The organism is Sedimentibacter sp., from assembly GCF_032080165.1.
Classification (GTDB): domain Bacteria; phylum Bacillota; class Clostridia; order Tissierellales; family Sedimentibacteraceae; genus Sedimentibacter.
Map to the genome: position 1 here is coordinate 180,468 of NZ_DAMASY010000005.1, position 26,301 is coordinate 206,768.

General features: G+C 36.1%; 20 protein-coding genes and 1 other annotated feature. Of the genes, 17 read left to right on the forward strand and 3 right to left on the reverse strand.

Annotated elements, in window-relative coordinates:
* The first annotated feature begins 126 nt into the window (after nt 1-126).
* The 3 genes from RT412_RS09130 to RT412_RS09140 are packed head-to-tail and all read left to right on the forward strand — an operon-like array spanning nt 127 to nt 3,128.
* Nucleotides 127-672, forward strand: coding sequence for a sigma-70 family RNA polymerase sigma factor (locus tag RT412_RS09130; protein ID WP_313340229.1), 546 nt, complete (start codon nt 127-129; stop codon nt 670-672).
* Nucleotides 656-979 (forward strand): hypothetical protein, encoded by a 324-nt coding sequence (locus RT412_RS09135; protein WP_313340231.1) that lies wholly within the window; start codon nt 656-658, stop codon nt 977-979. The genes RT412_RS09130 and RT412_RS09135 overlap by 17 nt, the downstream gene beginning before the upstream one ends.
* Nucleotides 963-3,128, forward strand: a complete 2,166-nt coding sequence (locus RT412_RS09140; RefSeq protein WP_313340233.1) for a hypothetical protein — start codon at nt 963-965, stop codon at nt 3,126-3,128. Before RT412_RS09135 ends, RT412_RS09140 begins: the two co-directional genes overlap by 17 nt.
* 75 nt (nt 3,129-3,203) lie before the next feature.
* Here the strand turns inward: RT412_RS09140 and RT412_RS09145 are convergent, their stop codons facing one another.
* Both RT412_RS09145 and RT412_RS09150 read right to left on the reverse strand, forming a co-directional pair.
* Entirely contained in the window at nt 3,204-3,773 is a 570-nt protein-coding gene (locus RT412_RS09145) for an ANTAR domain-containing protein (RefSeq protein WP_313340235.1), read from the reverse strand.
* A gap of 31 nt (nt 3,774-3,804) precedes the next feature.
* Nucleotides 3,805-5,124 (reverse strand): glutamine synthetase family protein, encoded by a 1,320-nt coding sequence (locus tag RT412_RS09150; RefSeq protein WP_313340237.1) that lies wholly within the window; start codon nt 5,122-5,124, stop codon nt 3,805-3,807.
* 413 nt (nt 5,125-5,537) lie between these two features.
* Between RT412_RS09150 and RT412_RS09155 the strand changes: the two genes are divergently transcribed.
* From RT412_RS09155 to RT412_RS09200, 10 genes are all read left to right on the forward strand, one after another.
* Nucleotides 5,538-6,602, forward strand: a complete 1,065-nt coding sequence (locus RT412_RS09155) for a carbamoyl phosphate synthase small subunit (RefSeq protein WP_313340239.1) — start codon at nt 5,538-5,540, stop codon at nt 6,600-6,602.
* The gene (carB, locus tag RT412_RS09160; RefSeq protein WP_313340241.1) at nt 6,602-9,811 is read left to right on the forward strand and encodes a carbamoyl-phosphate synthase large subunit; all 3,210 of its coding nucleotides are present in this window, start codon (nt 6,602-6,604) and stop codon (nt 9,809-9,811) included. The genes RT412_RS09155 and carB overlap by 1 nt, the downstream gene beginning before the upstream one ends.
* A gap of 368 nt (nt 9,812-10,179) precedes the next feature.
* Nucleotides 10,180-12,270, forward strand: a complete 2,091-nt coding sequence (locus RT412_RS09165) for a glutamine synthetase III (RefSeq protein ID WP_313340243.1) — start codon at nt 10,180-10,182, stop codon at nt 12,268-12,270.
* Between the two features lie 87 nt (nt 12,271-12,357).
* Nucleotides 12,358-12,611, forward strand: a binding site (T-box leader).
* A 218-nt stretch (nt 12,612-12,829) separates the two neighbouring features.
* Nucleotides 12,830-14,578 carry an aspartate--tRNA ligase gene (aspS, locus tag RT412_RS09170; RefSeq protein ID WP_313340245.1) on the forward strand — a complete coding sequence of 583 codons (1,749 nt, stop codon included), beginning with the start codon at nt 12,830-12,832 and terminating at the stop codon, nt 14,576-14,578.
* An 11-nt stretch (nt 14,579-14,589) separates the two neighbouring features.
* On the forward strand, nt 14,590-14,880 hold the full coding sequence (locus RT412_RS09175; RefSeq protein ID WP_313340246.1) for an Asp-tRNA(Asn)/Glu-tRNA(Gln) amidotransferase subunit GatC: 291 nt from the start codon (nt 14,590-14,592) through the stop codon (nt 14,878-14,880).
* Complete coding sequence (gatA, locus tag RT412_RS09180; RefSeq protein WP_313340248.1) at nt 14,880-16,340, forward strand: Asp-tRNA(Asn)/Glu-tRNA(Gln) amidotransferase subunit GatA; 1,461 nt, start codon at nt 14,880-14,882, stop codon at nt 16,338-16,340. Before RT412_RS09175 ends, gatA begins: the two co-directional genes overlap by 1 nt.
* Nucleotides 16,337-17,758 (forward strand): Asp-tRNA(Asn)/Glu-tRNA(Gln) amidotransferase subunit GatB, encoded by a 1,422-nt coding sequence (gene gatB / locus RT412_RS09185; RefSeq protein ID WP_313340249.1) that lies wholly within the window; start codon nt 16,337-16,339, stop codon nt 17,756-17,758. Before gatA ends, gatB begins: the two co-directional genes overlap by 4 nt.
* A gap of 4 nt (nt 17,759-17,762) precedes the next feature.
* The gene (gene sfsA, locus RT412_RS09190; RefSeq protein WP_313340251.1) at nt 17,763-18,452 is read left to right on the forward strand and encodes a DNA/RNA nuclease SfsA; all 690 of its coding nucleotides are present in this window, start codon (nt 17,763-17,765) and stop codon (nt 18,450-18,452) included.
* Between the two features lie 127 nt (nt 18,453-18,579).
* Complete coding sequence (locus tag RT412_RS09195; protein WP_313340253.1) at nt 18,580-19,596, forward strand: DUF362 domain-containing protein; 1,017 nt, start codon at nt 18,580-18,582, stop codon at nt 19,594-19,596.
* Between the two features lie 47 nt (nt 19,597-19,643).
* Nucleotides 19,644-20,225 carry a DUF4256 domain-containing protein gene (locus RT412_RS09200; protein ID WP_313340255.1) on the forward strand — a complete coding sequence of 194 codons (582 nt, stop codon included), beginning with the start codon at nt 19,644-19,646 and terminating at the stop codon, nt 20,223-20,225.
* Nucleotides 20,226-20,284: 59 nt separating this feature from the next.
* On the opposite strand, the gene RT412_RS09205 is transcribed toward RT412_RS09200, so the two are convergent.
* Nucleotides 20,285-21,688, reverse strand: coding sequence for a PQQ-dependent sugar dehydrogenase (locus tag RT412_RS09205; RefSeq protein ID WP_313340257.1), 1,404 nt, complete (start codon nt 21,686-21,688; stop codon nt 20,285-20,287).
* A 211-nt stretch (nt 21,689-21,899) separates the two neighbouring features.
* On the opposite strand from RT412_RS09205, the gene RT412_RS09210 reads away from it, so the two are divergent.
* The 4 genes from RT412_RS09210 (at nt 21,900) to RT412_RS09225 (ending at nt 26,267) form a co-directional block, all read left to right on the forward strand.
* The gene (locus RT412_RS09210; protein ID WP_313340259.1) at nt 21,900-23,249 is read left to right on the forward strand and encodes an MATE family efflux transporter; all 1,350 of its coding nucleotides are present in this window, start codon (nt 21,900-21,902) and stop codon (nt 23,247-23,249) included.
* Nucleotides 23,250-23,334: 85 nt separating this feature from the next.
* A complete protein-coding gene (locus RT412_RS09215; RefSeq protein WP_313340260.1) occupies nt 23,335-24,042 on the forward strand; it encodes a response regulator transcription factor in 708 nt (235 codons plus the stop codon).
* Nucleotides 24,032-25,438 (forward strand): HAMP domain-containing sensor histidine kinase, encoded by a 1,407-nt coding sequence (locus RT412_RS09220; protein WP_313340261.1) that lies wholly within the window; start codon nt 24,032-24,034, stop codon nt 25,436-25,438. Before RT412_RS09215 ends, RT412_RS09220 begins: the two co-directional genes overlap by 11 nt.
* A 244-nt stretch (nt 25,439-25,682) precedes the next feature.
* A complete protein-coding gene (locus RT412_RS09225) occupies nt 25,683-26,267 on the forward strand; it encodes an HD domain-containing phosphohydrolase (protein WP_313370369.1) in 585 nt (194 codons plus the stop codon).
* Nucleotides 26,268-26,301: the final 34 nt, after the last annotated feature.

Here is a 26,301-nt window from a genome sequence, read left to right on the forward strand (position 1 = left end):
TGTCTTATGACGGACTGCCTTTTTGATTTTTTTACTTTTAGTAAAAATAAAATGATATAATATTTTTTAGTATTTACTTGCAACCTATTTTGCAAGATAACGTCTAAAAAGTAAGGAGGGTTGATGGTGGCAGAAAAGTTATTGATTAATAATTTAAAGAGAGGGCATGAAGATGCCTATAGACAAGTTGTTGAAGAGTATGGAAACAAACTGTTGAGAACCTGCTGCCTGATACTGAAAGACAGAGAGGAAGCGGAGGATGTAGTTCAGGAAACCTTAATAAAGATTTTTCAAAAACTAAACACATTCAAAGAAAATTCAGGGCTTTATACTTGGATTTATACCATAGCACTTAACCTATGCAGAGACAGGTTAAGAAAGAAGCGGGAGCTTCTTTCTCTTGAGGATGAATGGGTCAACGATGCTGAGTCAGTCGAATCATATGTGGAAAAGAATATAGACAGGGAGCTTTTGAGAAAAGAGCTTTTCGAAATTAATTCGGTTTACAGAGAAACCTTGGTACTTTTTTACTTTGATAATTTTTCTGTAAAGGAAATTTCCGATATACTGAATGAAAAGGAAGGTACAATAAAAAGCCGCCTGTCAAGAGGGAGAAATATTTTAAAGGAGAAATTGCTGAAGGGAGGTCAGTTAAATGGAGAAAAAAGATAAGCTTGGATTAGAATTAAAAAGGATTATGGAAGAAGATACCTTTGACATGACTTTGTCTCAGACGGCAATAGACAATATACTTAAAAATAAAAAGATAAAATTATCACAGAGAATGAATGAATTTTTGAATAAAGAAATTGAGATACCGTTAGCACCTGCGATAATAGGCCTGGCTGCACTGTTCGCTATTACTGTAATACCTAAAAACCTGTTTGATTTGCAGGATAGGCAAATTATAAACGTAGAAGGCTCTCAGATAATCGTAAGGGAAAGATATGAGGTGGTGAAAAATGAAGATAAAAATTAAAATAAAAACACTTATATTTATTTTGTTGTTAATTTCCCTGACGTTTGCATGGGGTATACCTACGGCAATTCTCAGTATTGCAAATTTATTGGAAAGTAATCCGGATAAGGCAACGCTTTTTTATGAAAGATATGCTTCTTATCCCACTACTTCAAATGTTAAGGGAGGATATATTTATGCAGACAGCCTGTTAAGAAGCTTTCCGAAATACAGTATTTTTTTAACCGGCTGGGGCGGAGGAGACAATACGAGTCCTGAGGATGTAGAAAAGGCAAAAAACGTACTTTTGGGCATCATGAAGGAAGCTCCGAAGAACAGTGAAAAAACATATTATATAGATTCCTATAAAATGCTTCTCGATTTGGCAATTGATGTAGGAGATGCCGAAATGCTCAAGGAATGGATTTCATTCGGACAGAACAGCAGCGAAGAAGAGATTGTTTACATTGCTGATATATACAATGGTTTTTTTCTTCATGTAAGCAGGGACAGGGAAGGTGCTAAAAGAGTAATTGCCAAATATGAAAACTCAGAGCTTGCTGATGTCAATCTTGGTATATTAAGGGCAGAAATAGAACTATTTGATGGAAATTACGAAAAAGCTAAACAACTCTACAATGAATTTAATAATGACAGTAACTATTGGAATAGGAAAGGAAGTGTGTTCGGCTCAATGGGGTACTATGACAGAAGCTTCTGGTTTGACCGTGTCATGGATGATTTCAGAGGAGACAATGTTATAACGGGAACTGTAACCTTTGAAGGAAAGCCGATGCCCTTTGTTGAAATATATGTACAGAAGGCAGATGGAAGTATGCACAGCAGAGGAGAAAGCTATATCGGCATAACCGACGAGAACGGTGAGTTTGAGACGTTGGGACTGAAGGACGGTCTGTACAGCATCGGTATAGGTGTTGACAGCTCCTTGCTTTCTGACAAGGTGCTGCAACGTTCAAATCGTCAATATACGGAGCTTGAAGGCAACGGCGGAAAAATTGACTTTATATTCAGAAAAACCTTTGATGTAACCTTGCCGGAGCCGGGACAGATTGTAGCCGGAGAAGAGTTTACGGTATCGTGGGAAGAGGTAGATGGTGCTGCTTATTATACAGTGGAACCGGTTGTATCGGAAGAACCATATAAAAAAAGCGGAACGAGCTTTCGCAGCTCTGCATCAGATAAAAATGGAGAAAGGCAATTTACGACTAATTATGCCGTTTTTAACGTAGATATGCTGAGAAATCAATTTATTATACGCTTTGGAGGAGACGGAACAAGCATTGAGCCCCTTACAGTGCTCGGAGCATTTTTACCCGGAGCTGAATATCCCATAGTTGTAAACGCCTTTGACGGTGACGGCAAGCTTATAACCAGCAGCATACCGTTAAGGTCATATTACGACAGCATACCCAGCGTAACCGTTGAGGGAAAGCTTACAAAGGGTGAAGAAATGATTCTTCGCAGAGATTACACCGGAGCAATTGCTCATTATGAAAACATACTCAACGACAACCCCCATGATGTAGAAGCATTAAGATACCTTGTGAGGATTTACGGCACAGGATGGAAATTGGATGAGAAGAATCTTGAAAAAGCTTATGAATATGAAAAAAGATACGGAAGTATAACCGGAGATAATAAAATGCTTATTAATACGCTTAATATAATGAGTCGGGATGAAATAAAGGAAAACAGTGAAATTATAGGATTAGCATTTGAGCAGGCAAAGGATGATATTGACGAAAATGAATATTACTTTTTAAGCAGATACTATATTGCTCTGGGGAATTACGAGGCTGCAAGAGAAATGCTTGACAAAACGGACAGTGTTTCTGACAAATTGGTTTATCTTAATATGTATTTTGGAGATTATACGAAAGCAGCGGAAAATTTACAGTCAAAGAACTATTATCTGTCCAGATTGGCATCAAATAAAATTATTAATGCTGTCAGAGAGCTTGGGAAAAATCCTCCAACGGCTCGGGACAGACAGGTTTTCAACGATTTTTTATTAAAGCTGATTAAAGGTGTGCATTATGAAAACGGTCAATCCCTTTACGATGAAACCGTAAAGCAAATCGAGAATGACAATATTAAGACAATTCTATATGAAATTTATCTTGAGAACCACTGGAATCGCTACGTTTAAATTGATAAAAACTTCTGAGCTATGATACTTAAAGGTACGGAATTCAGAAGCTTTTTTATGGACAGTTGCATTAATTTATGTTTCATATGCTTTCAGAATGTTTTGCGCAATTTCTTTTCTTGGAGTTCTTAAATCCATTGCTTGCTTTTCAATATATTTGTGGGCTTGATTTTCGGTCATATTGAGATATTCTATAAGTACGCATTTAGCTCTCGTGACAAGACGGATTTCTTCAATTTTATTTTGCAGTCGTATGTTTTCATTTTTAAGTCCTGACAATCTTTTTTTAGTAGCAAGGGCTAATTTTTGCGCTTGATAAAATACCTGTCTTACTATTGGATTTGATACTACCAAAATACCGTAATCCTCAACCTTCGCTTCGATTTCATCAGCAACTTCGTGCTTGGTTATTAAAATTACTCCGGAGGTACTGATTTCAGTTATAGTGATTGCTAAATTGTCCCCGAATTCATCGGGTAGGGGAGTAATTATAATTGTCAAATCAAATTCAGTCATATTAATCAGACGACGAACTTCTGCCCCGCTTTTAACGGAAGTTATTTTGGTTATGCCATTATCATTTAACAGTTGGGTCAAAAGTGTTATGCCCTTGTCAGAATTAGATACAATTAACACACTATCCATGAAAATCACCTCCCGAGCAGTATTTAAAAAATTAAACAGTATAAAAATATGTGTTAAATTCGAAACTTTCTTTATCATCAGACGATAAATATTGATTCCATTGCTCCTTCTTGAACTGAATATATTTTTCGACGATTCCGGACTGTAAACAATTGCAGGCAAAATCACTTTTTTCTGCGTTTTCGATTGCTTCCGCCAATGTTGCAGGTAATTTTTTGTAGTTCTTGACTACACTATCCTCTGCCTTATACAAATCGTAATCAGCAGGACTATCAAGTTCATATTTGTTTTTTATTCCATCAAGACCTGCATAAATTAACAGAGCAAATGCAAGGTACGGATTACAGCTTGGATCGGGTGATCTAAGCTCAATCCTCGAATATTTACCGTTGGCAGCCGGAATACGAATGAGCTGCGAGCGGTTCTCAGATGACCAAGTTACATATTTAGGAGCAGAATGACTGCCAAAACGTTCGTATGAATTGATTAAAGGATTTAAAAACAAGGTGATTTGCGGTATTTTGTCCAATATTCCGGCAATAAAACTGTCTGACTCAGGTGTGTGACTAAACAATTGATTGTCAAATAAATTTATATTGTTTTTTAATAAAGATATATTAATATGTAAACCGCTTCCGCTAAATTCTTTAAGGGGCTTAGGCATGAAGGATGCATGCAAACCGTTAATGTTTGCTATGGTTCTTACCACCGATTTAAAAGTGATTAAGCTGTCTGCTGCAATCATGGCATCACTGTATTTAAAATCTATTTCATTTTGCCCCGGACCTTGTTCATGATGAGAGCTTTCAGGAAGTATTCCCATTTGTTCTAAGGTCAGGCAAATTTCTCTTCTGACATTTTCCCCTTTATCAACAGGAGCGGCATCTAAATACGTTGCATAGTCATGAGGAACCTTTGTCGGATATCCTTTTTCATCTTGTAAGAATAAATAAAATTCGCATTCGGGACCTATTTCGATTTTATATCCTGATTTCCGGGCTGCATCTATGGCTTTTTTCAGTATAAGTCTTCCGTCACCTTCAAAGGGTCTTCCGTCGGGATGATTTATATAGCACAACAATCTTACAACCCTGCCTTGCTGAGGTCGCCATGGCAGTATGGATAAGGTTGAAGGGTCGGGAAACAAAAATAGATCTGATTCTTCAATGTTCATAAATCCTTTTATTGATGAAGCATCAAAAGAAATACCGTTTTCAAATGCGCGAGGCAGCTCATCGGACAATATGGATATATTTTTCATTGTTCCGAAAATATCACAAAAAGCCAATTTGACAAATTTAATATCATTTTCATTTACAAATTGAATAACTTCATTTTCGGTAAATTTCATTATAATACACCTCCGAGAATATTGTATCATATTGAACAGCGAAATTAAATCAATTTTTATAAAATTATTTTATGTTGATTTTCAAGATAAATATCTTGATTCAGTGTATTTGAAAGCGTTTACGGCAAATCGAGATCAGAAAACATAATTTAAAAATATACTAAAATATTTTTAAAAATGCATATTGACAATTCTGCTTATGTGTGATAAATTTCTATATAATGATTTTCGGAGGACTAATTATGTATAAAAAACCTATTAAAAATATAGATTTTATAAATGTCAAATTAATAAATATAATAATTATTGAAAAAAAATTAATTTCGCCGAACGGCTATAAACATTGTTATTAGTGTTTATAGCTGTTTTTTTTACTTATTCAACAAATTTATTATTATGAGATGGAGGCAGATATGAAAGGAAAACTAATATTAGAAAATGGGATTATGTTTGAAGGCAATTGCTTCGGCAAAATTTCAGATACAGTAGGTGAAGTGGTGTTTAACACCGGAATGACTGGCTATCAGGAAATTTTAACAGATCCGTCTTATTATGGTCAAATTGTTTCTATGACGTATCCGTTGATAGGTAATTACGGAATTAATATAGATGATTCTCAGTCTGATTCACCTAAGGTTAAAGGCTTTATAATCAGAGAAAGATGTCTTGAACCTAATAATTTCAGATGCGAATTTGATTTGGACATATATCTGAAGAAAAATAACATAATGGCAATCGAAGGTATTGATACGAGGCATCTGACCAAGGTTATAAGAAATGCGGGTACAATGAAAGGACTTATAACTACAAACAATATTGAAAAAGAAGATGTATATAAATATTTTAACAATTTTTCAAACAAGTCGGCAGTTGAGGAGGTAACTGTAAAAGAAATTAAAACAATGGGCGAAGGAGAGCTACACGTTGGAATTTTAGACTTCGGTATCAAAAATAATATTGTAAATTCATTCCTGTATAAAGGATGTAAGGTTACAATATTCCCGGCATTTACTAAAGCCGATGAGATTTTAAATTATAAATTAGACGGGATATTCCTTTCAAACGGACCCGGGGACCCCTTGGATTTACCGGAAGTTATTGATAATTTAAAAATTTTAATCGATAAAATGCCTGTAACGGGAATATGCTTAGGCGTCCAGCTGATTGCATTAGCTTTAGGCTGTGAAACCACCAAAATGAAATTCGGTCACAGAGGATGCAATCATCCGGTTAAAAATTTAAAGACGGGAAAGGTAACCATAACCTCACAAAATCATGGATATATGATTAAAGAAAGCTCTCTTACTAAAGATATAGAAGTAACTCACGTAAATATAAATGATGGAACTATAGAAGGGATAAAGCATAAATATTTACCGGTAATGGGCGTGCAATATCATCCTGAAGCATGTCCGGGACCACATGATTCTAATATTATCTTTGATGATTTTATAGATATATATAAAGGAGTAAAATAATGGCACTGGATACAAGTATTAAAAAAGTATTGGTTATCGGTTCGGGACCTATAGTTATAGGGCAAGCCGCAGAATTTGATTATTCAGGTACACAGGCATGCAGAGCATTGAGAGAAGAAGGAATAGAAACAGTTTTAATAAATTCGAATCCTGCTACAATAATGACGGATAAGGATATTGCAGATAAAGTATATATTGAACCCTTAACGGTTGAGTTTGCAGAAAAAATTATAGCTAAAGAGCGTCCTGACAGCATAATTTCCGGAATGGGAGGGCAGACAGGTCTTAATTTAACGGTGGAACTTTATGATAAGGGAATATTGGATAAATATAACGTAAGAGTTATAGGAACCGGTGTTGATTCCATAAAAAAGGGAGAAGACAGAGAATTATTTAAAAAAGTAATGAATGAAATCGGGGAGCCGATAGTGGATTCGGAAATAGTCACCGATTTTGAAGGGGGAAAAGAAGCAGCAGGCAGGATCGGATATCCAATTATAATTCGACCGGCATATACATTGGGAGGCAGCGGAGGCGGAATTGCCAACAATGAAAATGAATTGACGGAGATTTTGACAAAAGGTCTGCAGCTAAGCATGAATAAACAGGTACTAATTGAAAAGAGCATCAAGGGCTGGAAAGAAATCGAATATGAAGTAATGCGCGATAAAAACGGAACGTGCATTACGATTTGCAATATGGAAAATTTTGATCCTGTAGGTGTTCATACGGGAGACAGCATAGTTGTTGCTCCGTCACAGACTTTGTCGGATGTAGAATACCAAATGCTTCGAACAGCATCTATCAAAATTATAGATGCAATCGGCATAGAAGGCGGCTGCAATGTGCAGCTTGCGTTGAATCCCGATAATTTTGAATATGTAGTTATAGAAATTAATCCGCGTGTAAGCCGTTCATCGGCTCTTGCTTCAAAAGCAACGGGTTATCCCATAGCAAAAGTAGCTACTAAAATAGCATTGGGATATACTCTGGATGAAATTAAAAATTCCGTAACGGAAAAAACCTATGCTGCCTTTGAGCCATCCTTAGATTACGTTGTTTTAAAAATTCCTAAATGGCCTTTTGATAAGTTTTTTTATGCCGACAGAATTTTAGGAACAAAGATGATGGCGACCGGCGAAGTTATGGCTATAGGTAATAATTTTGAATCCGCTCTGTTAAAGGCAGTTCGCTCTTTAGAAATAAAACAATATAATTTATACAGCAAGAAGGCATCAGGAAAAAGCATATCTGAGTTAAAAGCTATGATCCAAACTCCGGATGATGAAAGGCTGTTTTATATAGCAGAGCTTATAAGGAGAGGATACAGAATTGACAGGATAGCGGAGTTGACCAAGGTAGATGAATTTTTCCTGCATAAAATCAATAACATAGTCAATGAGGAAGAAAAGCTGAGAAAAACAAAAATAGAATCCTTAGATGATAAATGGCTTAAAAAGCTAAAGAAAATGGGGTTTTCTGATAAGGGTATTGCAGATTTAACAGGTTCGGGTCCAAATGACATATACAATTTAAGAATGAAATTTAATATTAAAGCTGTCTATAAAATGGTTGATACCTGCTCCGGCGAATTTGAGGCAATATCCCCATATTACTATTCAACCTATGATGAATATGATGAAGTGCAGACATCAGACAAAAAGAAGATTCTTGTTATAGGTTCAGGTCCTATAAGGATTGGCCAGGGAGTTGAATTTGACTACTGTTCCGTTCACTGTATATTAGCACTGCAAAAATGCGGAGTAGAAACAATCATAATTAATAACAATCCCGAAACGGTCAGCACAGATTTTGATATAGCAGATAAGCTGTATTTTGAACCCTTGACCGAGGAAGATGTATTAAATATAGTGGAAAAAGAGCAGCCGCACGGTGTAATACTTCAATTCGGAGGGCAGACAGCCATTAAGCTTGCTAATTTTTTCAAAGAAAAGAACATACCGATTCTGGGCACCAACCCTGAACAGATAGATGTTGCCGAGGACAGAGAAAAATTTGATGCAATATTAGAATCTTTAAATATAAAAAGACCAACCGGAAAAGCGGTTTTAAATTTAAATGATGGAATAAAGGCAGCTGAGCAAGTAGGATACCCTGTTCTTGTGAGACCATCCTATGTGTTAGGAGGACAGGGAATGGAAATAACTCACACAAGAGAAGAACTTATTGTATATTTGGAAAATGCTTTTAAAAATTCTAAAAATCCTGTGCTGATAGACAAATATTTAGTGGGAAGAGAAATTGAAGTCGATGCAATATGTGACGGAGATGATATATTGATTCCCGGTATTATGGAGCATTTAGAAAGAGCGGGAATACATTCGGGAGACAGCATTGCAATTTATCCTCCAAAGAATTTAAGTTCGCATACTAAATTAAAGCTTGAAGAAATTACAAAAAATATAGCAAAATCGTTAAAATCAATAGGGATGATAAACATTCAATTCGTAGAATATAAGGATGACCTTTATGTTATTGAAGTAAATCCGCGTTCCTCAAGAACTGTTCCATACATAAGCAAGGTTACTAAAATCCCCATGATTGAGCTTGCAACAAGAGTTATGTTGGGAGAAAAATTAAAGGATATGAAATACGGAACCGGATTATATAAGGAATCATCCTTGACGGCAGTAAAAGTACCCGTCTTTTCAACTCAAAAGCTGACGGGTGTTGAGGTGAGCTTAGGACCTGAAATGAAATCCACGGGAGAAGTGTTGGGTATCGGAAAGACATACTTTGAAGCTTTGTATAAAGGTTTCATTGCCGCGGGACTGAAGATTCCGGATAAAAGCAAGAAAATACTTGCTACCGTCAGAGATGCGGATAAAGAAAATTTCAAAGAGCTTGCAATTAAGCTGAATATGCTGGGATATAAAATTGTTGCTACAAAAAATACGGCTAAATATTTAAATAATTCAGGAATTGAAGCTAAGGTTGTCAATAAGGTGACGGATAAGTCCCCCAATATAATAGATTTCATTAAAAACGGAGAAATAGGATTGGTTATAGATATTCCTACTAAAGCTAACAACTCCGGTACGGACGGTTTCAAAATAAGAAGAACCTCAGTGGAAGCTTCCATAAATGTAATGACTTCTTTAGATACCGTAGCAGCTTTGATAGAGATTATAGAATCTGATATTTATGATAGTGATGTGGATATATACAATATATCCGCAGGTTGCTGAAAACGCCCGCCTGCTTCGTTGCCGTTCAACCGGTCAATCCTCACGTATGTCTGAATACGTTGCGGTTGCCCGATTTCCGGCGCCTTGCAGGACGAACTTTTTCAGCAACCTACCCTATTGATGAAAAAGTTTTAAAAAATTGTTGACAAAATTAAAAGTGGAGAATATAATTCTTCTATAAAATCAGCAAAGGCGCTGTAGGATATTCCTACTGCGCCCTTTTTTATACCCTAACCCGATTTCTTCGACCATAAGGGAGAAAGAAATCGATGGTAGGTCAAACGCACAGAATGCCAAATTTATGTGAGTGAAGTGAACAAATAAATTTGATGCATTCCCCTGCGATTATGTGATTAAAGGAGGACAGTATGAGTTATATCTCAGAGATTTTTGGAAGCATGGTTTTTAACGATGAAGTAATGAAGGAAAGATTGCCTCAAGTAACGTACAAGGCATTGAAAAAAACAATTCAGGAAGGAAAAAGCTTGGATATAAATGTGGCACATGTAGTTGCAAATGCCATGAAGGATTGGGCGATAGAAAAGGGTGCTACACATTTTACTCATTGGTTCCAGCCGATGACTGGTATTACTGCAGAAAAGCACGACAGCTTTATATCGGCAACTGATGATGGTAAAATAATTATGGAGTTTTCAGGTAAAGAGCTGATAAAAGGTGAACCTGATGCATCAAGCTTTCCTTCGGGGGGATTACGTTCAACCTTTGAAGCAAGAGGATACACAGCATGGGATCCTACATCCTACGCATTTATAAAGGATTCTGTCTTGTGTATCCCTACGGCTTTTTGCTCTTACGGAGGGGAAGTTCTTGATAAGAAAACACCGCTTCTGCGTTCTATGGAAGTTCTGAACCAACAGGCTTTAAGAATATTAAGATTATTCGGCGACAATAAAACTAAAAGAATTACTACGACGCTGGGACCCGAACAGGAATATTTTTTAATAGATAAGGAATTGTTTAATAAGAGAAAGGATTTAATATTTACAGGCAGGACATTATTCGGTGCTAAGCCGCCGAAAGGACAGGAATTGGAAGATCATTATTTTGGAACTATTAAGCCGAGAGTTCAGGAGTTTATGAAGGAGCTTAACAGCGAATTGTGGAAATTAGGCATACCTGCAAAGACGGAACATAACGAGGTTGCACCTGCACAACATGAATTAGCTGTTGTGTTTTCCAATACTAATGTTGCCTGTGACCACAATCAGTTAACAATGGAATTATTAAAAAGAGTTGCCTCAAAGCATGGATTGGCATGCCTGCTTCATGAAAAACCATTTGCCGGAATAAACGGAAGCGGTAAGCACAACAACTGGTCATTGTCAACCAATAAAGGAATTAATCTTCTGGAACCGGGTACTTCTCCCCGTGAGAATGCAAGATTCTTACTGTTTTTAGCTGCGGTTATAAAAGCGGTGGATGAATATCAGGATTTATTGAAGGTATCAGTATCAACCGCAGGGAATGACCACAGATTAGGCGGCAACGAAGCACCTCCCGCTATAATATCCGTTTTCTTGGGAGATGAGCTTACATCAGTTTTAGAATCCATAGAGGGAGATGTGGCTTATGATAAAGAATACAAGAGAGAAATGACAATAGGTGTAGATATAATTCCTGTTATTCCTAAGGATACGACGGATAGAAACCGAACATCGCCGTTTGCTTTTACGGGAAATAAATTTGAATTTCGCATGGTTGGATCAAAATTATCGATAGCTGGACCTAACATTGTATTGAATACCATTGTTGCCGAAGAGCTGTCTCAATTTGCGGATATATTAGAAAAATCAGATAATTTTAATGAAGCATTAGCAATACTGATAAAAGATACAATTAAAAATCACAAAAGGATAATTTTCAACGGTAACAATTACTCGAATGAGTGGGTTAAGGAGGCTGAAAGAAGAGGCTTATTAAATTTAAAATCTACACCTGAATCATTGCCATATTTTGCAGTTGATAAAAATATCAGAGTGCTTGAAAAATTTGGAGTATTGTCGGAAAAAGAGATTCATTCAAGATTGGAGATATGTATAGAAGATTATTGCAAGGTTTTAAATATCGAGGCACTGACTATGACAGAAATGATAAAAAAGGATATATTGCCTGCTGTATCATCTTATATTAATGACTTATGTGAAACAGCAGCTTCTAAAAATTCCTTCCTGTCTGATGCGAACTGTGATGTTGAAAAAGCTTTAGTTACCAAGCTTTCATTGCTTTCGGCTTTATTGTACAACAATACGGAGTTATTGGATAATTTACTTCTTGAAGTGAAAGACTATGAAGATATAAAGGAAGCAGCTTCATTTTACAGAAATTCGGTATTTTCAAAAATGCAGGAAATACGTATAACAGTTGATGAGTTGGAGATTAATACTGCACAAAAGTATTGGCCGTATCCGACTTACGGAGAATTGTTGTTCAGCGTATGATGAAATTATTTTAATAATTTTGCAAAAAACACTTGACAATTTTAAAATATTGCATAGAATTATATAAAATAAAACAGTATAAATATTAGTACAGCGATGACAGGAAGAGTAGTATAAGTTTTAGTCACAGAGAGATAGAGATGGTGGGATTCTATTACAATAAACTTATTATGAAGAACATCCTTGAGCTTTTGACCCAAATTGTTTTAAGTATTTTAAACACTTCAAACAAAAGTAGGCTCAGACGCAACCGAGCGATAAAGCGGCAAAGACATGACAGTGTCTTTCGAGTGAGCTTTATAGCTAATTAGGGTGGTACCGCGGAAACTTTCGTCCCAATAAACATTATGTTTATTGGGACTTTCTTTTATGGTGCTACCACCATTTGTTTGAGCGACAGCGATGAACAAATGGATGGTAGACCTAATGCAGCATAATCCAAATTTGTGCGACCAAAGGGAGCAGACAAATTTGTGATGGAGCCTGCGTATCCTTGAATTTGAATTAACATATGCATGTAAATGTCAACCAAAATTATAAAAAACAGAAAGGAAATATTATGACAAAACAAAACATATACCGTACACACAACTGCGGAGAATTAAGAGAAAGTGATATCGGAAAAGAAGTAAAATTAGCCGGCTGGTTTGAAAATGTAAGAGATCACGGAGGAGTAAAATTTATTGATTTAAGAGACCAATACGGTTTAGTCCAGGTAGTTGTTGAAAATGAAAGCTTAATTGAAAATATTGCTAAGGAAAGTGTAATCAGTGTTTCAGGTAAAGTTATAAAACGGGATGAGGATACAATCAATGAAAAAATTGAGACAGGAACGATAGAAATAGATGCGGAAGCGATTGAAGTATTAAGTAAATCACGGGCTAATCTTCCTTTTGAAATAGCTTCTTCAAAAGAAACAAAAGAAGATTTGAGATTAAAATTCAGATACTTAGCATTAAGAAATAAAGAAGCACAAAAAAATATCATACTTCGTTCTAAAATTATTTCATTTTTAAGAGCGAAAATGGAGGAATTAGGATTTTTGGAAATACAGACTCCTATATTGACATCATCGTCCCCAGAAGGTGCGAGAGATTACATTATACCGAGCAGAAAGCATCCGGGGAAATTTTATGCATTGCCTCAGGCTCCTCAGATGTTTAAGCAATTGCTTATGGTATCCGGATTCGATAAATATTTTCAGATAGCTCCCTGCTTCAGAGACGAGGATGCAAGAGCAGACCGTTCACCGGGTGAATTTTATCAGCTGGATTTCGAAATGTCCTTTGCAACACAGGAGGATGTACTGAATGTAGCCGAGGAGGTATTGTATGAAACATTTACTAAGTTCTCTGACAAGGAGGTATCTGAGCCGCCTTTTGTGAGAATTCCGTACAGGGAGGCAATGATAAAATACGGAACAGACAAACCGGATTTAAGGAACCCGTTAACCATTATCGATATAAGCGATATATTTGAAGAAACCGGCTTTGCACCGTTCAGAAGGAAGACTGTCAGAGCAATCAATGTTAAAGATTGTGCTTCACAATCAAAAAGCTTTTTTGAAAATATGCTGTCATATGCCGTAACAATCGGAATGAAGGGTCTCGGTTATATTAAGGTAGATGAAGAAATGAAATTTCACGGACCTATTGACAAATTCCTGAAGGAAGAAGACAAAGCAATCTTAATAGAAAGAGCCGAATTAGAGCCGGGCTGCGTATTGTTTTTCATAGCGGATGATAAGGAATATGCACCTAAATTGGCAGGTCAGATAAGGACCGAACTTGGAAAGCGTCTGAGTTTAATTGATGAAAGCAGGTTTGAAATGTGCTTTGTGGTTGATTTTCCTATGTATGAAACAGATGAAAGCACAGGAGAATTATCCTTTACCCACAACCCGTTTTCAATGCCTCAGGGGGGATTAGATTCGCTGCTGCATAAAGACCCGCTTGACATTGTTGCTTATCAATATGATATAGTATGTAATGGAATAGAATTATCATCAGGTGCTGTGAGAAACCACGATATTGATATTATGGTTAAGGCGTTTGAGCTTGCAGGATATACCGAGGACGATTTGCAATCTAAATTTACTGCTCTTTACAATGCTTTCAAATATGGAGCACCTCCTCATGCGGGAATGGCGCCGGGAATCGACAGAATGGTAATGCTGCTGACGGGAGAAGAAAATATCAGAGAGGTTATAGCGTTTCCTATGAACAGCAATGCCCAGGATGTATTGACAAATGCTCCCAATGCCGCGAATGAACGGCAGTTAAGGGAAGTCCATATTAAAATCAGATAGGAGCTGATAAAGTGGTAGGTAAGGATGATATACTAAAAATAGCTAAGCTTGCAAAGCTTTCAATTGATGAAAGTAAAATTGATGAATTAACAAAAGACATGGGTGAAATTATAGAATTTGCAAACACAATCAATACTGCCGTTACGGACGTTGAATCAGAAGGTTTCGATGAAATAAACAATATAGTTAATGCCTTTCACCAAGATGAAATTGCTGAATCTTATGACAGAGAGCTTATATTGAAAAACAGAGAAGGCGGCTTGGACGGATATTTCTTTGTTAAAAGAAGGAGTGAAAGATAATGCCGGGTAAAATAAAATATATAAACAAGCTTTTGACTGATAAGGAAATATCCTGTATTGAATTAACACAAAAATATATAGATTCAATAAAAAAAGAGAATGGTATTATCAATGCTTACGTTAATATAACTGAGGAAACGGCATTAAAGACAGCTGAGACAGTAGATGAAAAAATACAAAGAGGTGAAAAAATTTCACTCCTTGAAGGAATACCAATGAGCTTAAAGGACAATATTTCCACTAAGGATGTAGAAACAACATGCTGCTCCAAAATATTGAAAGGTTATGTTCCCGTCTATGATGCTACTGTGTGGGAAATATTAAAAAATCAGAATGCAGTTCTCTTGGGTAAAACAAACATGGATGAATTTGCAATGGGTTCATCCTGCGAAACTTCATGCTTCGGAGGAAGCTTAAATCCTCACAACACAGCTCATGTGGCAGGAGGAAGCTCAGGAGGGGCAGCATCCGCAGTTTCCGGAAATATAGCAGTGTACGGTCTGGGGTCTGATACCGGCGGTTCCGTAAGACAACCTGCAAGCTTCTGCGGCTTGGTAGGATTAAAACCAACTTACGGTGCCGTATCCCGTTACGGGCTCATTGCATATGCTTCAAGTTTTGACCAAATCGGACCGATTGCAGGCAGTGTAGAAGATACGGCTATAATTTACGATGCGATTTCCAAATACGATAAAAGAGACGCTACATCAGCAGGAAGCAGGGTTAAAGCCGTTGATACTTTAAATAACAGCATCAAAGGAATGAAAATCGGAATTGCAGAGGAATATTTTGATGGAGTTAGAGAAGATGTTATGATTTCTATAAAAAAGGCAATTGAAGCTTATGAAAGCTTAGGAGCCGAAATAGTACAATTTAAACTCCCTTCGTTAAAATACGCCTTGCCTGTCTATTATATCCTTGCCTGCGCCGAGGCATCTTCAAATTTAGGAAGATATGACGGAATCAGATACGGTTACAGAACTGATAATTACAAGGATGTAAATGATATGATAAGCAGGACAAGAAGTGAAGGATTCGGTAAAGAGGTACAAAGAAGAATATTATTGGGAACCTATGTTTTAAGTGCCGGTTATTATGATGCATATTATAAGAAAGCACAAAAGCTGAGAGGTTCAATAGTTAAATCCTTTAAGGATGCGTTTACTGAATGCGATGTTATGTTGACTCCTACCGTGCCCATGACTGCATTTGAGACGAATTATACCTCAAAGGATCCTATTGAGACGTATTTGACCGATATCTGCACAGTATCTGTAAACATTGCAGGTTTGCCTGCTTTGTCAATACCGTGCGGATTTGATAACAAAGGTCTTCCCATAGGAATGCAGATAATCGGTAAAAGCTTTGACGATGCTAAAATATTGAATGCGGCATATCAATATGAGCAGTATGCAAAAGATGAAATATACAAAGAATCAGAGTCAGGGGTGAGGATATGAGCTGGGAATTAGTTGCCGGGTTAGAAACGCATGTAGAGCTTTCTACGAAAACAAAAATATTTTGCTCTTGCACAACCGAATTCGGAGGTGAACCGAATACTCATTGCTGTCCTGTTTGCGTAGGGCTTCCCGGAACATTACCTAAGTTAAATGAAAAGGTAGTGGAGTATGCCGTGAAGGCAGGTCTTGCAACAAATTGCAGTATCAGAAATATATCCAAGATGGATCGTAAAAACTATGTATATCCTGATTTGCCCAAGGCCTATCAGATATCCCAATATGATAAGCCGCTATGTGAAGGCGGATACGTAGAATTGAATTCCGGAAAAAAAGTTAATATAAATCGGATTCATATCGAAGAGGATGCAGGTAAATTAGTTCATCAGAGAGGTGATATATATATAGATTATAACAGAGGCGGTGTTCCTCTCATTGAAATAGTAACAGAGCCGGATTTCAGAAGTATAGATGAAGTAGTAGAATATGTTGAAAAGCTGAGATTAATCATGAAATATACAGGAGTGTCGGATGTAAAAATGCAAGAGGGTTCCCTGCGGTGTGATGTGAATATTTCCGTAAGAAAACAAGGCGAGGAAAAGTATGGAACAAGAACTGAAATAAAGAATATGAATTCAATCAATTTTATAGCAAAAGCAATGGAATATGAATTCAGGCGACAGATAGATGTATTGGAAAGCGGCGGGGAGATAGAACAGGAAACAAGAAGATACGACAGCGGCTTAAATATTACCGAAAGCATGAGGGGCAAGGAAGATGCCGATGATTACAGATATTTCAGAGAACCTGATTTAGTTACTATTTCAATTTCGGATGATCAAATTGATCGCTGTAAGAAAAGCTTGCCTGAGCTTCCTCAGCAGAGATTAAAGAGATTTGTTGAAGTATTGGGATTACCGGTTGATGACGCAGAGCTCCTGATTAAATATCAAAAAATTGCTGATTATTTTGAAGAAGCATCTGCGGGAGTTGAAAGTCCCAAGATGGTTTCTAACTATATATTGAGCCAGATATTCAGACGTTTTTCAACCGAATCGGAAAAGGAAGAGTTTAATATTTCGATTCCTCCAAAATATTTATCGGAACTGGTTATACTTGCAGAAAAGAAAAAGATTACTTCTCAGGTGGCAAGAAATACTTTGGAAAAGATGCTGGATGAAGGAAAGGCAGCATCATCGTTTATTTCTGAAGAAGATATGCAAGGGGTAGATGAGGATGATTTAAGATGCCTGTGTCAAAAGGCGGTAGATGCAAATGAAAAAGCCGTAGCAGAATACTTGGCAGGAAAAGAAAAAGCTATCGGAGCGATTATCGGCTTTATTATGAAGCAATCAAAAGGAAAAGCCGATGCCGCTTTGGCAACTCAAATTGTTAAAGAGATTATTACAAAGGAAAATTAATTAAATGTTATACGATAATATAAAAACGGCGAAATTTATCAGCAGGCCAAACCGATTTATTGCAAATATTGAAATTGACGGAGCACAGGAAATATGCCACGTTAAGAATACGGGGCGGTGCAAGGAACTATTAACGGAGGGTGTTTCTGTCTATGTTCAGGAATTCCGCAATTCAAGCCGTAAAACCCGGAAAACCCAGTACGATCTGATATCGGTATTTAAAGGTGAAAGATTGATTAACATAGACAGTCAGGCGCCCAATAAGGTTTTTCATGAAATGCTGTTAAAGGGAGAACTGTTTAATAATATCACGTTAATAAAGCCGGAATGTAAATATAAAAATTCACGATTTGATTTTTATGTTGAAGCAGATGATAAGAAAATATTTGTGGAAGTAAAGGGAGTTACATTAGAGGAAAATGGTGTCGTTATGTTTCCCGATGCACCTACCGAAAGAGGATTAAAGCATTTAAATGAGCTTGGGGACAGCATAGATGACGGCTATGAAGCTTACGTATGCTTCATTATACAGATGAAGGATGTGTTATATTTTATACCTAATTATAAAACTCATAAGGAATTTGGAGAAACTCTGAAAAGCATTAAGAAAAAGGGTGTCAAAATAATTGCATTGGATTGTAAAGTAAAAAGAGATAGTATTGCAGCGGGAGATATGGTAGACATTGTTTTGTAGACTGCTGAAAAGCTCCCCTGCGACCTTGCCGTTCAGCCGGCAAAACGAAGTTGCGTAGCAAGTTTTTTTAGTGGTATAATATACGTTGAATAGTTTGAGACAATAACAGATAAAAGAGAGGTGCAATGTGAGTAAGGTATATTTTATTGAAAACAAAGAATCTGATTATGATCAACTTGGAAAAGATGCCGTAAAGCTATTGAAAAAAATAGTTTCAGAAACAGGTCATAAGTTTGAAAAGGAAGTGCCTATTAAGGTTCATTTTGGAGAAAAGGGAAATACGACATTTATTCCTGCAAAGTGCTATGATGAAGCTATAAAATATCTCAAAGAAATCGGAGTTTCTCCTTCATATATTGAGTCCAACGTATTATATAAAGGGTCCAGAACAACTACCGAAAGGCATATAAAGACAGCCAGAGCTCACGGGTTTACTCAGATTCCCATCATTATTGCTGACGGAGATATCGGAACAGAATATAATGAAATTGAAATCAACAAGGATTACATAAAAAAATGTAAGATAGGTAAGGGTTATGGAAATTATAATCAGTTCATAGTTATGAGCCATTTTAAAGGTCATGTGGCAGCCGGCTTCGGCGGCGCATTGAAGCAGCTTGCAATGGGCTTCGCCTCAAGAGGCGGAAAGCTTGAGCAGCACTCGGGGATATCTCCTGTAATAGATGAAAATAAATGCATATCCTGTGGCATATGTGCTGATAAATGCGACTACAACGCAATTACTACACCTGATACCGCAGTTATTGACGGCAGTAAATGTATTGGCTGTGCTGGTTGCATAGCTGTTTGTCCACAAGGTGCCATTGAAAATACCTGGGGTGGTTCTAACTTTTTAGAGAAGCTTGCAGAGTATGCATATGGAGCAGCGAAAGATAAGGATATTATATATATTACATTTGTTCACAATATAACTAAGGATTGTGACTGCACCGGAGCACATATGAAACCTATTGCAGAGAATATAGGTATTCTTGCCGGAAAGGACCCTGTGGCTCTGGATACTGCATGTCTGGATATAATGCAGAAAAATGAATCTAATAAGCTTTTTGACAAAGGCAGGAAGACGCTTAAGCACGCAGAAAAAATCGGCTTGGGAACAATGGAGTATGAGCTTATTTATTAATGGATATCGATAAAGCGAATAATAAACAATAAATAAGGAGGGTTTACATGACAGATACAAATGAAATAAACAGTAATAAAGAGTTGTCAATTGAACAACGTGATAAGCTGCTTAGAACATTGAAGGATCGTTTTGAGAAAAACATGAATCGTCATAATAACCTTGAATGGAATAAGGTGCAGGTAAGATTGGAAGCTAATCCCGAAAAGCTATGGTCTCTCAATGAAATGGAGCGGACCGGAGGAGAACCGGATGCCGTTGGCTACGATAAAGAATCCAACAAATATATTTTTTTTGATTGTTCGGCTGAAAGTCCGAAAGGCCGCAGGAGTATTTGTTATGACCGTGAAGCGATGAACTTCAGAAAAGAGCATAAACCGGAAAATAATGCTATGGATATGGCATCTGATATGGGAATTGAACTTTTAACCGAAGAGCAATACAGAGAACTGCAGAAATTAGGAAAATTTGACATGAAAACATCAAGCTGGGTTAAAACACCTGAAAAAATCAGAAAGCTTGGAGGGGCAATCTTCTGTGACCGCCGCTACGATACTGTATTTGTATATCACAACGGAGCAGAATCCTACTATGGTGCCAGAGGATTTCGTGGAGTATTAAGGGCATAAAATTGCTTTGGATTACAACCTCAATTCGGAAAAATTTCGGAATTGAGGTTGATTTATTGTTAGTTAACAATTTCAAAAACAGTGCCTTGGTTAAAATTGGTCACATTCGAAGAGCCATAAACACCTAAATATAGTTTTGATTGATCAAGATTTGTTCCTAAGCTGACATAATAAGCTGATTGAGAACCGAAGTTATAATCTGTTTCAATAACACTGTAATCGCTTAGCTTGCAATCAGCTCTTACTTTAGTATAAGCTAAAACCCCTCTTGTCGGGGATTCATCTCTATCGGCAAAATCGGTAAAAACAATACACCCTGTTAAATCCGGAATTTCAATTCCCATATATGGCTGTATTCCTGTAAGTGATGAACCATTGAACTTATCAGGACGCTCATCTCTATGATAATAACAAGTCAGTGGATGAATACGGCTAACCGAAAGCCTTACTGCTTCATTAAAATATGAAATAGTTTCCTCAACCAAGGAAGAATTTTCAGAACAGTTATTTATAATTGTAGTTGGAAAATCACCTTCCCATCCTCTCCATCCAAGATTAATAAAATCTTCCTGATCAGGTTCACGGTTTCGTAAAAAAGCTTGAATAATTTCCGTTACAGGTATAGGTTTATAGTAAGTATATGAAAAAATCGCCTCTACTAAATCCTGACCAACATTTCCAACGTATTTGACAAATTGCTCATAAAATCTTTGATATGCAATTCCAGGTATGTTTCGAACTCCTTTGGCTGTTACCGTAAGCGTTCTTTGAATAGCTGCGGGAAGCTCATTAAAGCGTGTGGCAACAGGTGGATTATCGATAAAAGTATTAATGCTTACATCAATTTCAATTATTTTGCCTGCAATTTCCATGATATCCTGACTTAAATTAAAAGGGTCGTAGCCTGAACCGCCATCTCCTGTAGTTAATACTAAGTTTCCTGTTTCCGGTGAAAAGTTTAAACTGTTTACACCATTATGGTTCATAAACGGTCTTCTTAAGTTCAGTAATGTACGAAGTTTATAAGATTGACCGTTTTGTAATATCCATTCTTCAACAGTATCAATATGATCATATTGATTTTCTCTATTGAACCACTGCAGATTCAAGGTACTTGGGTTACATGGGTCCGGCATAAAAAATTCCGAAAGCGCACCCGGGCCTTGTGTCCCGGCTAATGAATAATGAAGATAAAAAAGACCATTATAATAAAAATTAGGATTAAAGGCTAAACCCAACAGCCCTCGTTCATCATATTCACCATTGGAACCTAACTCAATGATTCGCTGTCTAATGTCTAAGAAAAGCCCTATAATTCCACTTCTAATATAAAAAATTTCTCCTATCTGCGTTGCAATAAATAAACTTTCGACTGAGTCACCCGGAAGCATAGTTGTTTTTATAACAGTTGGCAAATTTATATTACTAACAATGGTACGTAAACTGACATTAACCTTGTTCAATGATTTTAACACTCCTTTTATTGTTTTCTCTATAAATATATGTTTCGTAATATTTTCTTAGTACTCAATGAGGATATATCTTAACCTTGTTAATAATCGTGCTTAAATTTTTATTGAATGTTATCAGTTAAAATTGTATTATTATATAATGCACACTTATTTTTGTTGACTGCATGGGAAAACTCAAATAATATAAATTAACGGAGTACTTATGAATTTTTTTAAAGATAAAATATTTCTTAAAACAATGCTCGCCATAGCATTACCAATTGCATTACAAAATTTAATCACTTCATCTGTGAATATGGTGGACACATTGATGATTAGCAGCTTGGGTCAAACAAGTATTGCTGCCGTGGGGTTGGCAAACCAGTTTTTTTTCTTTTATGTCCTTATAGTCTTTGGTATTAATAGCGGTTCTTCTATTTTTATTGCTCAGTATTGGGGTAAGGAGGATATACCGAGCATCAGAAAGGTTTTGGGACTTGCAGTATCCTTAAGCGCATTATTGGGAACTGTTTTTACTGTAACGGCAGTATTGTTCCCGCAATTTATAATGAGAATACTGATTGATGAGCCGGAGGTAATAAGATTAGGCAGTAATTATTTAAGAATCGTAGCACTGTCATATATTCCTACCGCATTAACCTTTGCATTTAGTATTGCCTTAAGAACTACAGGAAAACCAAAAATTCCGATGAAGATTTCTGCTATTTCTTTTATTACCAATACAACGTTAAACTATATATTAATATTCGGAAAGCTTGGAATTCCGGCAATGGGTGTAAAGGGTGCCGCATTGGCAACGGTTATTGCAAGATTTATAGAATTAGGTGTTACTCTTTATGCGGTTTATTCTAAAGACGGCGTATTAGCAGCAAGTATGAAAGAATTGTTCAGTTGGAACAAGGAATTTTTTAATAAATATATTAAAACGACCTATCCCGTAATATTAGCAGAGGGAGCATGGTCTTTAGGTCAGGTAATGTATTCGATTGCATATGCAAAGCTTGGAGAGGAAGCAACAGCGGCAATTCAAATCACCAATACGATACAAAATGTTTTCTTTGTCTTAGTCAGAGGATTGGCTAATTCTTGTACTGTAATGATTGGAAGCAAAATCGGCAGCGGCGATGAGGAAGAAGCGTATGGATATGCAAAGAATTTCATGACATTGGCAATGCTATTAGGACTTGTCTTGGGTATAATTCAGGCTTTGACACCTAATTTAACATTAAAGCTGTTCAGCGGCTTAGATCAGAACTTGTACAATACATCCAGAAATCTGCTGATTGTTATGGGATTAACCTTCTTTATCAGAGTATTGGGTGCCACAGGGATAGTAGGAGTGTTAAGAGGTGGGGGAGATACAACATATGCGATGATATTAGATGCCGGTACAGTATGGGTTGTAGGAGTTCCGATTGCATTTATAGGAGCATTGTTGTTAGATATACCGGTTTATTTGATATATGCAATAGTAACAATAGAGGAATTAATCAAAATTATACTAATCATACCGAGGATTATATCTAAAAAATGGATAAAGAATATAACTTAAATTCAGCTGATTTATTACTTAGCTTTTTTATGTTATATTGATGTTAACATTGTATAAATAATATTGTTAGGAAGTGAGGTGTAAAATGAAGGTTCTTGTTGCTGAAGATGAAGCTGATATCAGAAATCTCATAAAGATAGCCTTGGAGAATGAAGGATACTTTGTCAATACCGCAGTTGATGGAATTGAAGCATTAAAAATATTAAAAGAGCAAGATTTTGATTTAGCTGTCTTGGATGTTATGATGCCGCGGCTTGACGGGTTTAATTTATTAAGAAAAATAAGAGAAGAAAGCACCATTCCGGTTATTTTTCTTACAGCCAGAGCAGACGATATGGATAAGGTGCTTGGCCTTGAAATGGGTGCCGATGATTATGTTTCCAAGCCATTCTCAATGAATGAGCTGCTGGCAAGAGTTAAGGCACAGCTTAGAAGAAATCATGACTATTTAGCCTTAAAAGAAGAGGATAATAATTTGCTTCAGTATGGTGATTTGACTATTGACAAGGACAGCTGCTGCGCTTATGTAAAAAATGAACAGATAGAGCTTAATGCTAAGGAATACAAGCTTTTGTTACATCTTATGGAAAATCCGGAAAAAGTATTTACAAAAAAGCAGCTCTACAATGCGGTATGGGATGATGATTATTACTATGATGATAATACAATTATGGTTCATATCAGTCATCTGCGCAACAAAATTGAAATCGATCCTCAAGATCCTAAATATATAAAGACTATACGTGGCATAGGATATAAGCTTCATAAAACAGGTGTTCGCAATGAAAAGTAAGATTTCCAATCAATTTTTCAGAAACTATCTTATAGTTTTTCTTCTGTCAATTTTAACTGCTGTATTTGTATATTTACTCTCCGGCTTTGCCAATGACGTCATTTCAAAAACGCTTGTAAAAAATATATATCCCGCAAGCTTGTTAATGAAAGATGATTATACAGATATTGACACAGAGCCCGTTGTTCAAAACGGAGGGGGCGTTCAGGTAATCAATGACAAACATGAAGTAGTATTTTCAGAGGGCTTAGATACACTTGGAACTAAAAAGCTTACCGTGGGTGAATTCACTGACTTTCTTGTTAGAAGCAAAGAAAAGGGACATCAGTACAGCTATGATATATTGTATAACCCACAGGGTAAGTTTTGGCTGGTAATAACTTTCCCTACCTCTATACGACTGGATATATCCTTTGTTTACAATAAAGAAGCTGCATCAAAAGATATTAAAAATGTATCCGGAGCATTCATTGCAATATTTATCCTTTATTTACTTATGCTGGGAATATTCGCCGTTATTTTTTCGAGAATTTCATCCGTCAGTATTACTAAACCATTAAAAATGTTGCTGGATGGTACTAAACGTTTAAGGGAGGGTGATTATTCAGCAAGAGTCAATTTGAACTTAAAAAATGAGTTTGCGGATTTGCAGGATACTTTTAATGATATGGCACAAAAAATCGAGACAGAAACAGCATTGAGAGAACAGACGGAGCTTGAAAGAAAAAGAATGATAATGGATATTTCTCATGATTTAAAAAATCCTTTGGCAAGTGTTGTTGGATATACTGAGCTTTGCCTGCAAAAATCAGAGGAATCAGACAAGAATCTATGTGATTATCTTCAAATTATTTTAAAAAACAGTAAAAGAGCAAGTCATTTATTAAATGGTTTGTTTGAATTTGCAAAATTAGAAAGTGCTGATTATTCCATTAAGCTTCTTAAGATAGATATATGTGAATGTTTAAGACAAACTTGTGCGGATTTGTTACCTATATTAGAGAAAGAAAACTTTGAATATAACTTCAATATACCTGAAAAATCCATATATATTATGGTAGATATCGTTCAAATGAACCGCGTATTATATAATTTGACCGATAATTTAATCAGATATAACCCTGAAGGCACAAATTTAACTGTTAGCTTATATGAAGAGCAGGACAATGCAGTAATTTTATTTAAGGATAACGGCATCGGAATTCCTTCCGATATTGCAAAAAATATTTTTGATCCTTTTATAAGAGTGGATGATTCCCGTAATTCTCAAACAGGCGGAACAGGTCTCGGACTTTCAATAGCATACAAAATTATTAAGCGGCATGGCGGAAATATGGATATACAAACGGATTTAAACGAGGGATGCACATTTATTATTACTCTTCCTAAGGTATGAGGGTGAGATTTTTAAGTTGATATAATGATTTATTAACGTTGAATGACGGGTAATAATCTTATTGAATGGACTGTTGCAAAAACTAACATTTAGTTGAGCAGCAGTTTATTTTTATATAATGGTTGACAGAAAATAATGCAAATAATATAATAATGTTTGATTGAAGTAAAAAAATATACTAAAGTATAAAAATCTCAGCACACTTAGCTCAATGTTTTATAAAGTTATTCTTAGGTGGTGATATATGTTTCAGAATATTAAAAATGTCAGCTACCTTAATTTAATGAAGCATGATTTTTCTTTAGAATTATTTATACATTCTAATAATGTTGCCAATATTGCAATAAAAATGGCCGATGAAATGAAGCTGAATGAAGGAGAAAAACAGATGCTTTATGAAGAGGCATTATATCATGATATTGGAAAAAGTAAAACCCCGGAAACTATTTTGTATAAAAAGGGCAGGTTGTTACCTTCGGAATGGGAGATTATGCAACGGCATGCCATTTATTCGCAGGAATTATATTTATCTGTGGTAGATAATAATGATAATAGTATAGAAAAAGCAAGAGCAATCAGACACCATCATGAGAACTGGGATGGGACAGGTTATCCTGATAAAATAATGGGAGAAGATATTCCATTGCATAGCAGAATTATCAGGATAGCAGATATATTTGATGCTATTACACAACATAGAATATATCGACCTTATTGTATAGCAAACCCCTTAAGATTAATGGAAGAAATGGAAGAAAAAGCAATAGATTCTTATATTTTCAGAAAAAGCTACTGCTTATTTAAAAGATTGTTAGCGAATCAAAAGTAAAAAACAGACATTAAAACTATTACCGTTAATTTAT